Genomic DNA, 10,337 nt, shown 5'->3' with positions numbered 1-10,337 from the left:
CCGGAGTGGTTCAGCCTAACCAAAAAAAGACTGTCCGCCGAACCTCATCATTCGGCGAAACAGTCTTTTATTAATAAACCTTATTAAGCGAACTGCGCGTCTTCTGCAAGAAGCGGCCGAATGTTAACGGCGCATACTTTGAATCCGGGCATCCGGCATGTCGGATCAAGCGCCTGATTCGTAATTTTGTTCACGTTCTGAACGTCTCCCCAATGCATCGGCACGAATACCGTATCTTCGCGGATCGTCCGGGTAATTCGGCAGCGAACGACGATCTCGCCCCGCCGCGACGTCAGCACGGCCAACCGGCCGTCCGCAACGCCGAAGCGTCTGGCCGCGTTCGGATGAAGCTCGACGAACGACTCAATATCACGCGAGGCTAGCGTATGACTGCGACGGGTCTGAACCCCGGTCAAATAGTGGCTGAGCACGCGCCCCGTTGTCAAATAGATCGGATACTCCTCATCCGTCCGCTCATCAGGGAAATGGTTATCGACGACAACGATCTCCGCAAGACCATCGCTATGCGCGAAGGAGGAAGCGAACATTCGCCCGTCTCCTTGGCCGTCCGTTGACGGACAAGGCCAGTACACCCCTTCTTCCCGGCGAAGCCGATCATACGTTATGCCGTAATAATCGGCGATACCGCCTCGGCTGGCGAGGCGCAGCTCCTCGAAAATCTGCTCCACGTTCGCGTACGGGAAGTAACCGCCCCGTCCGACCGAATCCGCGATATCGCATAGAATGCGCCAATCGTGTCTTGCTTCGCCGGGAGCCGGACGGCTCGCGTCGCGAAGAAGAACGCGTCCTTCCAGATTCGTCAGCGTTCCCGCGTTCTCCAGATATGAGGTGACTGGCAGAATGAGGTCGGCAGACCTCGCGGTCTCGGACATGAACATATCGGCTACGACTAGAAATTCAAGACGCTCGATCGCCGCCTCAACCAGATTGGCGTTCGGGTTCGAGACGACCGGATTCGAGCCCATGACGAACAGCGCTTTAATTTCTCCGTCGTAGACCTTCTCCATCATTTCATATGCCGATACGCCTTTGCCGGGCAGTTCGCTCGGATCGACACCCCACACACCGGCAATGTACCTTCGGTGCTCTTCGTTCTCGATCAATCGGTAGCCCGGCAGCTGATCGGCCTTCTGTCCATGCTCGCGGCCGCCCTGTCCATTGCCCTGCCCCGTTACGGCGCCGTAGCCGCAGCCCGGCTTGCCGATCTTGCCGGTCAGAAGAACAAGATTAAGGAAGTTGCGCACCGCCATATAGCCGTCCGTCTGCTGCTCTACTCCTCTTGCCGTGAACACCATGCCAGTCTCCGCACGTCCGAAGGCGATCGCAGCGCGGCGGATCGAGTCGGCTGGCACTCCGGTCAGCAAGGCGATCTCCTCTAGCGATTGTGCGCCGATATGTGCGCGAAGCGCTTCGTAGCCTCTCGTCCGGGCACGGACGAAGGACTCGTCGACAAGCCCTTCGTCCAAGAGCGTCCTCAGCATCCCGTTCACAAGCGCCGCATCCATACCAGGCTTTACCTTCAAGTGCAGGTCTGCCAGCTTCGACGTTCCCGTCTCGCGCGGATCGATGACGATGATGAACGAGCCGTTCTCCTTCGCTTTCGTGAAGTACGGCGTCAGCGTCGGCTGGCAGTCGGCAATATTCGTACCCGCGAGCACGATGCACTTCGCGAGCGGAATATCGGACAACGGGTTCGTCAGTCCTCGGTCGATGCCGAACGTTTTGTTGCCGGCGGATGCGGCTGCGGACATGCAGAACCGGCCGTTGTAGTCGATATACTTCGTACGGAGCGCTACACGTGCGAACTTGCCGAGCAGATAAGCCGATTCGTTCGTCAATGATCCCCCGCCGTACAGACCGACGGCGTCGCGTCCGTACCGACCGGCAATCGACTGAAACCGTTCGGCGATTATCGTATTCGCTTCCTCCCACGTGATAGGATCGAACTGGCCGTTGCGCTTCGCCAGCGGGTATACGATGCGGTCATCGCTGACTGCGTGCTGATAAGCGTTCATTCCTTTGACGCATAATCGCCCTTCCGACGCCTTATTCATCCGAGGCTCAACGTCGTATTGGATGTCCGGCGCCGCCGCGCTTGACTGTATTGCAGCGGATGCCTCCACCACCGTCTCCGTCAGCTTCATCTTGCACTGCACACTGCAGAACGGACACTGCGTTTCCATAACGAGCGTCGTGGCTGAAGCTTCGCAAGACTGTTGATTAACTGGTGTATATTCCTTCATCGCTCATTCACCTCGCAACAGCCGTATGCTGCCCCGTTGGATTGTCACTCGACAGAGTATGGTTTGGTTCGTAATTAGAAGAAATAGATGAATCCCAATAAGCCGTTAATTCCGCTTCGGGCGGCTCAGCAATTCGTGCGAGCAGCGACCGGCGGCTGCGCGGATCAAGTAGCTGTTCGCGTACCGCTACAATGCCGTTCCTCTCCAGCCACTGCCATACCGGCTCGCCGTAATAGGCCTGTTCGGCGTATAGCCGCAGCAGCGCGGCGGCGGCAGACACCGCTTCCTCATCCTTCGGCTCGGTGAACAGCAGCTTCGCCTCTCTTACCTCCGGACCGGTACTGCCGCCCGCATACAGCTCCCAACCGCCCGGTGAGCCGACAAGTCCGACATCCCGGACGAGCGAGCCTGCCTTGTGCAGCGGACTTGCCGATACGCCAATACTTACAGCCGAAGGCAGCTGCAGTTGCTCCAGCCGGCGTTCCAGCGCGGCGCCTGCCGCAACAGAATCGCGGAATGCTCCGCGCTCATAGGCCGTACCGCCGCAGGTTACGACCGCCGTAACCGGCTTGCCGTAAGGCGCTTCGGCGTCAGGGAGTCCGAGCGCATCCGCAACGCCCGAGGCGCTTTGGGCGGACAGGCCGAGCAACTCCAGCCGCCCGTCGCCGCTAAGCTTGGCGAGCGGAACGCCATAGCGTTCGATTGCATCCGCAATTCGGCGCAATTGATCCGCCGTCGCAATTCCGCCATACAGGCGGGGCGAGACGGCAAATGTTCCGTTCGCAAGAGCCGAGTATGGCGATTGCGTTGCCGGAATTGCGCTTCCGGTCTGTCCTCCCGCTACCCCGATATAATAGCTGATAGCAGGCCGGCAGACGCTGCAGCCTGCCTGCGTGTGCCAACCGAGTGACACCATCGCTTCGGACGCGGTGGAATACCGCCCTGCCGCCACCGCTGCCTTCAGCTCTTCACGGCTCAGCGCCGTACAGCCGCATAACGGGATCTTCTGCGCTTCGTCCTCATCGCCGCTTTCCTGTACAGCCTGCAGCAGTGCCGTAACAAGCGGCTTGCAGCCTCCGCACGAGCTTGCCGCCCGCGTACATTCGCGCAACTGCTCGAACGTCTCCAATCCGTTATCTTTAATGGCTGATACAATTGCCCCTTTATTAACCCCATTACAAGAACAAATCGTTTCGGCGTCCGACAGTGAGCATACGTATTCAACGTCGCCGCCTCCGGCCGAGCGCCCCTGGGAAGCTGCATCCGCCTCCAGCACGGAAACGTCCGCCTCTTGCTTCACGTATCCCAGCAGCTTATTGCTGTCAGAGCTGTCGCCGAACAATACGGCGCCGACGATCTTGTTGTTGCGAATGCCGATCTTACGATAGGTGCGCCGTATGCCGTCATACGACTGCAGCATGGTCGACAGCTCCGAATCGTCGATATCGCCAGCCGAGAACACATCGACGCCGGATACTTTCAATTGGGAGTACAGGACCGAGCCTTCGTAGCCTTCTGTCCCCACACCGCATATCGAGCGGGCTAACACTTTGCCCTGTTCATAGAGCGGCGCGACGAGACCGTATACGATCCCGCGATGCTCTGCGCACTCCCCGACCGCATAAATGCCGGGCACGCTCGTTTCCATCGTGTCATTCACGACGATCGCCCGGTTCACTTCGATGCCGGAGTCTGCCGCCAGCTTAACGTTAGGCCGAATGCCAACGGCAATAACGACCAGGTCGACGGCGAGCTTCACACCATCGCTGAACTGGAGCCCTTCGACCCGCTTGCGGCCGAGAATGCGATCCGTCTTTTTGTCCAGCCAGAATCTCATCCCCTGACTCTCCAGCTCAGCCTGCAGCATGTCGGCTGCCCTTGCATCCAGTTGCCGGTTCATTAGATAACGCGTGTTATGAACGACATGCACTTCTTCCATCCCAAGGTTGAGCAGTCCGCGCGCCGCTTCAAGACCAAGCAAACCGCCGCCGATAACGGCAGCGCGCTTATATTCGCGGCTCGCTTCGATCATCGTCTTGCAATCCTTCATATCGCGGAATGCCGTAACGCCTGGCTTGTCGATTCCCGGCAGCGGCAGCATGAATGGCAAGGAGCCCGTGGCGATAATGAGCTTATCGTAATTCGTCCGGCGCCCTTGGTCCGTATGCACGACCCGATTCACCGTATCAATCTGCACAACCGTCTCACCCGTGTACAGCGTGATATCCCGGTCCTTATACCATTGCCAATCGTTAATCGTAATTTCGGATATCGGCGTATCGCCCTGCAGCACCTTCGACAACATAATCCGGTTATAGTTCGGATGCGGCTCGGAGCCGAAAATAGTAACGTCGAACATGTCCGGCTGCAAATTCAAAATTTCCTCGACGCAGCGAACGCCTGCCATCCCATTGCCGATTAGAACCAGCTTGCGTTTCGTCATTCCGTCCCCTCCAGCTTCATGATCGCGATGAGTCGGCCTCTTCAATCATGTTATTATATATAACATTACTAGATTATTGAGAAATGTTTAACGAATTTAACTTGTTATATATGTTAGGAAACATCACATTTACTCTACTGTACTCCACGCAGTCGGAACAATCAATAGCGAAAATGAATCCAAATACACGGAAGTTTTGCCGATTATTCATAGCGAATACGAAAAGTAGCATGTCATAATATCTGACGTAATCAAGAGAGCGATTTCAACCTAGCAGTTGTTAATCTTTTCTAGACGACATCTTACGAATCGATGGATCTTCGACGAATCGATCCGAATTCCGCTCGTTCGGGATGGATCGATTATTTCCTCGGAAATAGACAAGCCGTGACATCTTGTGCCGTACAAGCTCGTATCGTCGTCCATGCCTAATGACTATTTTTTCGATATAATAAAAGATATTAAATTCGGGCGAGGAGGCTGACAGGCACGATGGACGCCAATTCCATCTTCAATTCACAGCAGCACACCGCTAAGCAACCGTCTGCGGACACTTCCCGCTGCCCTTTGTGCGGACGGGATAACCGATGCGCATGCGCCGCCGCCGGATGTCCTGACGATGCCACGGGTTGCTGGTGCTTCACCGTCTCTATCCCAGAACAACTGCTGACTCGTATTCCGTCCGAGCTCCGCGGCAAGGCTTGCGTATGCCCGGCCTGTGTCGAAGCTTTTTACAAGGAGCAGCATTCATGAGATTAGAGAGACTGCTAGCGATTACGATGCTGCTGCTGAACCGCCGGCGTATCAGCGCCAAGGAATTGTCCGAGCGGTTCGAAGTATCGCTGCGTACGATCTACCGTGACGTGGACAGCATTAACCAAGCTGGAATTCCGGTCATTTCATATGCAGGCGCAACGGGCGGCTATGAGCTGATGGACCGGTACGGCATAGACCGCCAGCATATTTCGCTTGATGAACTTCAATCGATCATTATTGCACTTAACGGCGTACAAGGTATTATGGACGAACACCATGTCGCCGGACTGCTCGACAAAGTTGGCGCACTGCTGACCACGTCCGAACAAGGCGATGTCGAACGGATGTCCAATGCGTTCATGATCGATTTGAATCCTTGGCACAGTGCGGAAGATGAGCAGGACAGGCTCCATCAAATCCGGGTAGCGGCCCGCGACAGACGTGTCGTCGCGTTCGTCTATACCGACAATTACTCGCAAATGTCCGAGCGCCATGTCGAGCTGCATAGCATCGTGCTGAAAGGCTACGTCTGGTACGCTTACGGCTACTGCCGCCTTCGCGAAGATTTCCGGACGTTCCGGTTAAGCCGAATCCGCGATATCCAAGTGACGGATGAAACATTCGAGCCGAGAGAAGATAGGCCCCAGCAGCCGGATTTGCTTCGCCGTCATCCGGGGGAGCGCTCCCGTTACCCACTCATCGAGATGAAGCTCCGGTTCGCTCCCACTGCCCGCGCGCGGGTGCTCGACTTCTGCAGCAGCGACCAGATCGAGACCGAAACGAACGGTTATATGCGGGTGACGGCTAGCATGCCTGACGATCCATGGCTCATAGGCTTCCTGCTCTCCTTAGGCGCTAACGTCGAGATCCTCTCCCCTGTCCGTCTGTCCGAACGAGTCCAAGCCGAAGCCGCCAAAATTGTTGCGCTTTATTCGAAAGCCGGCAGCCTCCTAAGGTAAGGTTCGCTTACAAGAAACGCCATGCTCCACTCCCCTGTCGGGGAGAAGAGCATGGCGTTTTTTTGTAGTGCCTCCCGCGGCTCGGCGGAGCTGTAACGACACTTTCTGCGTCACACTATTATGGTTACCTCGCTCGCCGCGCTGCTGCATCACTTTTTGTGTCGCACGAGGGTCAGCGGCAGCTCGATGCATACGAATATCGCGATGGGAAGGCATGATCATGAATGTCCGCGGTTATAATCAAAAGTATTAGCCCGCGATAATCGAAAACATAACGCATACCGTTTCTCTCACCCGGCGAAGGAGCACGAACGATGAATGGGATAAAAGACGATCACCAGCCGAACAGAACCAGCAATTCTCTCGTCGACCAACACGATAGCGGCAGCAGCCGGAGCGACAACGGCGACAAAGAAAGAGACAGCGCCAGCAACTACGAACTTATCAGCCGCACCAGCACGAATGCCATCTCACCGATCGAGAATCCTCCGCATGCAGAGGTATCTGGATTGGGAGGCTGGCTTGCGTTTGTCCAGCTCGTATTGATCGTAACGTTAGCGTCGAACATCATTCAATTGTTCACCTATACGATTCCGTCTTTTCAGCCGGACGCCTGGAACCAATTGACGAAACCCAGTTCGGAATACTACCATCCAAAGCGGCAGTCAGCGCTGCTGTTCGATTGTGCCGCCACCCTTGCAGTAATCGCCTATGTTTCGTACATTCTCTTCCCCTTTTATCGAAGGAGACGTTCAACGCCGATGCTGATGATATTCCTATTCGCCGGCTCTATCGTGATCGGGATCGTTCGGTACTGGATTGCGCAGGACATTCCGGTTGTACCTGACGCCCCCGACTTGACCGGCAAGGACCTCCGGCAGACCGTTATATCCTCAGCCATATGGATCTGGTATTTCGCAGTATCGAAACGCGTACGCAATACCTTCATCCGATAAGCCGCAACGAATACAACTTCCCTTTACAGCACCTTCGACAAAAAACTTCTCGTCCTTTCTTCACGAGGCGCTTCCAGCAACTGCGCGGGGGTGCCTTCTTCCACGATGCGCCCCTGTTCCATGAACACGATCCGGTCGCCGACCTCCCGTGCGAATCCGATCTCATGCGTCACGACGACCATCGTCATCCCTTCCTCCGCCAGCTCGTTCATCACGTTAAGCACCTCTCCGACCATCTCCGGATCAAGCGCCGACGTCGGTTCATCGAACAGCATAAGCTTCGGTTCCATCGCAAGGGCGCGTGCAATCGCAACTCGCTGCATCTGTCCGCCCGACAGTGACGACGGCAATGCGTGCGATTTGTCTTCCAGCCCGACTTTGCCGAGCAAAGCCACCCCTTTACGCCTTGCCTGCTCCCGCGTTAACCCGCGCACCCGGACCGGCGCCAGCATAATGTTCTCGATGACACTCATGTGAGGAAACAAGTTGAACTGCTGAAACACCATCCCGATCTCTGCCCTCATGCGATGAAGAGCCGCGCCCGGCGAGGCGACAGCCGCACGGCCCGTTGCTTTCTCTCCGTTTCCCGTCAAAACAACGCCGTCTATGTACACCTCGCCCTGCTCCGGTGTCTCCAGTGCGTTCATGCATCGAAGCAGTGTCGACTTGCCGGAGCCGGATGGGCCGATCAGGACGACGACTTCCCTCGGCATGACGCGGAGCGTAATGCCGGACAGCACCATCGACTTGCCGAACGTTTTGCATACGCCGTTCAATTCCACCATCGCCGTCTGCCCAGCAGTCCAAGGCACCATCGCCTCACAGCCTCCTCTCCACATACACAAGCAGCTTATTCAGTACGTACGTCAGCACCAAATAAAGCAGCGCCGCCGTTAAGTACGGCTCCCACACGCGCATATACTGCCCCCGCATCGCATTGCTCCAATACATAATCTCGGGAGCTGCGATCAGCGCGACGAGCGAGGAGTCCTTGATCAACACAATAAATTCGTTGCCGAAAGCCGGTATCATCCGCTTCACCGCCTGCGGCAAGATGACATGCCGCATCGTCTGCCAAGGCGTCAGCCCCAGCGACAGCGCCGCTTCTCTCTGTCCGCGGTCGATCGATTGGATGCCTGCCCGGTAAATCTCCGCCGTATAGGCAGCTGAATTGAGCGACAAAGCCGTAATCGCAGCGACAACCGCATCCGTCCGGCCAAGGACGAGAGGCACGAGTCCGAAATGGACGATCAAGATTTGCACATACAGCGGCGTCCCCCGGAAAAAGTGGATGTACCCGTTCATCGGCCAGCTGAAATACGGCCGATGGGACATTTTGCCGAAGCCGACAGCCAGACCTAGAATGAGACCGATCACAATGGACACCGCTGACATCCATACCGTGAGCAGCATGCCGCGGGCCAAGAGCGGCGCATAGCGCCATACGATTTCGAATCGAAAATCCATCCTCGCCGCGACGCCCCTCTCCCTGGCACTCGTTCACTCTCCATCCCGCCGAACCCGCAATAGGCATGCGCTCCATCTGATCGCTCCGGCGCATGCCTGCCTGTTACTCCGGCTTCAGCAGCGGTGCCGTGTCCGGCTTCTTGCCCAGCCACTTCTCATAAATCGCCGCGTACTCACCGCTCTCGATCACTTTCTTGATCGCCGGATCGAGCTTCGCCTTCAGCTCGCTGTCCGTCGGCAGCAGAATGCCGTAAAATTCCGAAGCAAAATTCGTCCGGTCGACGATTCCTTCGTAATGCTTATCCGGGTTATTCCGTACATACTCGCCGACGACTGCGATATCCGCCACGACCGCATCAACGCCGTTATTATCCAATTCAAGCAGAGCTAGCGCGTTGCTGTCGAACCGTTTCAGGTCGGCGCTGCCCTGGCCCATAATGCCGCTCATCAGCGTGTCGGCCGTCGTCGCACCTTGGACAGCCACCTTTTTCCCCACCAGATCGGTTGCGCTCTTAATTCCGCTGCCTTCCTTCGTCAGAATCATATTCGTCGATTCAAAATAAGGCACCGTGAAGTCATAAGACTGCTCGCGGTCGGACGTAATCGACACTGCTGATATCGCAGCATCATACTCTCCGCCGCCGCCGTTCAGCAGACTGTTCATAAGCGCGTCCCAACCGACGTTGACCACTTTATAGGACAAGCCCGCTTCCTTCATGACCGCAGCGAGAAAATCGATGTCGAACCCGACGATTTGATCCTTGTCCATCATTTCCATAGGCGCATAAGACGCATCCGTTGCAATCTTGTACGTCTTCTCGCCCCCGTTCTTATCGTTCGAGCCGCAGCCGACAACCGCCGCAAGCAGAAGCACAGCCGCGGCTAGCATGAGCCATCTGTTTCGTTTCCCCATCGGATCAGCCTCCCCCCATCTATTCCTACTCATATGCTCATCCTTCTGCCGCATTCCTCTTTTAAGTTGAGTTGATTCTAGCAACGCCGCCGATGGGTGTAAACAAAATCGTCGGAATTTTGTGAACATTTATAACGGAAATGTGCCTCATGCTGAACACAAAATTCGAGCATAGTTCTCGATTCGGCACATACGATTATCCCGAACGAATAGGAGGGAAGCTTTGCATGAGCGAAATGATTGAAGTCGAACGCGGGGTCAAGCTATTCGTGACCGAGAACGGCACGGGCAAGCCCCTTGTCATGGTCCATGGCTGGCCGGTCCATCACGCGATGTACGAATATCAATCCAGCTGGCTGCCTGCGCACGGATTCCGCTGCATCCTGCTCGATCTGCGCGGTTTCGGCCATTCCGACAAGCCATGGTCTGGGTATAGCTATGACCGGCTTGCCGAAGATATTCATGTCATCGTCCAGAAGCTAAGACTTGACCGCTTCACGCTGCTCGGCTTCTCTATGGGCGGCGCGGTCGCGATTCGTTACGCAAGCCGGTATGGCGGACACGGTCTCGAGCGGCTCG

Annotated in this window: 9 protein-coding genes; 4 read left to right on the top strand and 5 right to left on the bottom strand. The window is 56.2% G+C overall.

The features are described 5' to 3' along the window. Positions 1–83: 83 nt before the first annotated feature. Both nasC and nirB read right to left on the bottom strand, forming a co-directional pair. Positions 84–2,264 carry an assimilatory nitrate reductase catalytic subunit NasC gene (gene nasC / locus PKO01S_RS08175; protein WP_127530840.1) on the bottom strand — a complete coding sequence of 727 codons (2,181 nt, stop codon included), beginning with the start codon at positions 2,262–2,264 and terminating at the stop codon, positions 84–86. 7 nt (positions 2,265–2,271) lie between these two features. Next, positions 2,272–4,707, bottom strand: coding sequence for a nitrite reductase large subunit NirB (gene nirB, locus PKO01S_RS08170; RefSeq protein WP_127530839.1), 2,436 nt, complete (start codon positions 4,705–4,707; stop codon positions 2,272–2,274). A 492-nt stretch (positions 4,708–5,199) separates the two neighbouring features. Here nirB and PKO01S_RS08165 point away from each other — a divergent pair, with 492 nt between their 5' ends. The 3 genes from PKO01S_RS08165 to PKO01S_RS08155 all read left to right on the top strand — a co-directional run bounded on the left by PKO01S_RS08165 (position 5,200) and on the right by PKO01S_RS08155 (position 7,378). After that, positions 5,200–5,460: a cysteine-rich CWC family protein gene (locus tag PKO01S_RS08165; RefSeq protein WP_127530838.1), complete on the top strand. Its 261-nt coding sequence runs from the start codon at positions 5,200–5,202 to the stop codon at positions 5,458–5,460. Continuing rightward, entirely contained in the window at positions 5,457–6,422 is a 966-nt protein-coding gene (locus PKO01S_RS08160) for a helix-turn-helix transcriptional regulator (protein ID WP_127530837.1), read from the top strand. Before PKO01S_RS08165 ends, PKO01S_RS08160 begins: the two co-directional genes overlap by 4 nt. 314 nt (positions 6,423–6,736) lie before the next feature. Then, the gene (locus PKO01S_RS08155; RefSeq protein ID WP_127530836.1) at positions 6,737–7,378 is read left to right on the top strand and encodes a DUF2569 domain-containing protein; all 642 of its coding nucleotides are present in this window, start codon (positions 6,737–6,739) and stop codon (positions 7,376–7,378) included. A gap of 23 nt (positions 7,379–7,401) precedes the next feature. Here the strand turns inward: PKO01S_RS08155 and PKO01S_RS08150 are convergent, their stop codons facing one another. The 3 genes from PKO01S_RS08150 to PKO01S_RS08140 all read right to left on the bottom strand — a co-directional run bounded on the left by PKO01S_RS08150 (position 7,402) and on the right by PKO01S_RS08140 (position 9,758). Continuing rightward, positions 7,402–8,163, bottom strand: a complete 762-nt coding sequence (locus tag PKO01S_RS08150; protein WP_127530934.1) for an amino acid ABC transporter ATP-binding protein — start codon at positions 8,161–8,163, stop codon at positions 7,402–7,404. 34 nt (positions 8,164–8,197) lie between these two features. Further along, complete coding sequence (locus PKO01S_RS08145) at positions 8,198–8,845, bottom strand: amino acid ABC transporter permease (protein ID WP_127530835.1); 648 nt, start codon at positions 8,843–8,845, stop codon at positions 8,198–8,200. Positions 8,846–8,948: 103 nt separating this feature from the next. After that, positions 8,949–9,758 (bottom strand): basic amino acid ABC transporter substrate-binding protein, encoded by an 810-nt coding sequence (locus PKO01S_RS08140; RefSeq protein ID WP_127530834.1) that lies wholly within the window; start codon positions 9,756–9,758, stop codon positions 8,949–8,951. Between the two features lie 227 nt (positions 9,759–9,985). On the opposite strand from PKO01S_RS08140, the gene PKO01S_RS08135 reads away from it, so the two are divergent. Further along, positions 9,986–10,337 (top strand): alpha/beta fold hydrolase (locus tag PKO01S_RS08135; protein ID WP_164779530.1); only part of this gene is annotated, 352 nt, incomplete at its 3' end.

Origin of the sequence: Paenibacillus kobensis NBRC 15729, from assembly GCF_004000825.1 — a bacterium.
Taxonomy (GTDB): domain Bacteria; phylum Bacillota; class Bacilli; order Paenibacillales; family Paenibacillaceae; genus Paenibacillus_T; species Paenibacillus_T kobensis.
The sequence above is the reverse complement of the archived record's forward strand: the minus strand, read 5'-3'. Positions and strand labels throughout refer to the sequence as shown.

Bases quoted from the DNA above. Each gene is read 5' to 3' on its own strand.
- nasC (WP_127530840.1), bottom strand. From the start codon at position 2,264: ATGAAGGAATATACACCAGTTAATCAACAGTCTTGCGAAGCTTCAGCC.
- PKO01S_RS08140 (WP_127530834.1), bottom strand. From the start codon at position 9,758: ATGGGGAAACGAAACAGATGGCTCATGCTAGCCGCGGCTGTGCTTCTG.
- PKO01S_RS08145 (WP_127530835.1), bottom strand. From the start codon at position 8,845: ATGGATTTTCGATTCGAAATCGTATGGCGCTATGCGCCGCTCTTGGCC.
- PKO01S_RS08150 (WP_127530934.1), bottom strand. From the start codon at position 8,163: ATGGTGGAATTGAACGGCGTATGCAAAACGTTCGGCAAGTCGATGGTG.
- PKO01S_RS08165 (WP_127530838.1), top strand. From the start codon at position 5,200: ATGGACGCCAATTCCATCTTCAATTCACAGCAGCACACCGCTAAGCAA.
- PKO01S_RS08160 (WP_127530837.1), top strand. From the start codon at position 5,457: ATGAGATTAGAGAGACTGCTAGCGATTACGATGCTGCTGCTGAACCGC.
- nirB (WP_127530839.1), bottom strand. From the start codon at position 4,707: ATGACGAAACGCAAGCTGGTTCTAATCGGCAATGGGATGGCAGGCGTT.
- PKO01S_RS08155 (WP_127530836.1), top strand. From the start codon at position 6,737: ATGAATGGGATAAAAGACGATCACCAGCCGAACAGAACCAGCAATTCT.